The following is a 399-nucleotide window of genomic DNA, read 5'->3' on the forward strand; positions in this document are numbered from 1 at the left end:
GTCCTATGTCTTCGTGTCGGACGACCCGCTCTACATCAATCAATATCCGCCGATCTTCCACTATACCGCTGACCGGCGGCCGGGCGTGCAGATCAGCGGGCGCTTCCCGATCGACATCTGGCCGCGCGCGCTGATGTGGGCGTTCGAATGGCACGACACGACCAAGGACCTGATCCTCAAGCGTGGCGAGCCGCTATTCTACGTCCGCTTCGAAGGCCCCGACCCGTCGGCGCAGGTGCGGCTGGTCGAGGCGACCAAGACCCCCGAGCTCGAGACGTTCATGGCGTCGATCGCCGGAGTCAGCGAGATCGTCGGCCAGACCTATTCGCTGTTCAAGACGGCGCGCGAGCGGCGGCCGGCGACGCTGCTGGTCCCGAAGGCATAAGGAAGATCACGGTG

General features: G+C 64.7%; 1 protein-coding gene. It reads left to right on the forward strand.

Annotation, left to right across the window (positions count from 1 at the left end):
- The coding region (locus D7Y13_RS44360) for a hypothetical protein (RefSeq protein WP_208734742.1) at positions 1 to 385 on the forward strand (385 nt) is incomplete at its 5' end.
- Positions 386 to 399: the final 14 nt, after the last annotated feature.

It is taken from the genome of Corallococcus praedator, assembly GCF_003612125.1.
Taxonomy (GTDB): Bacteria; Myxococcota; Myxococcia; order Myxococcales; family Myxococcaceae; genus Corallococcus; species Corallococcus praedator.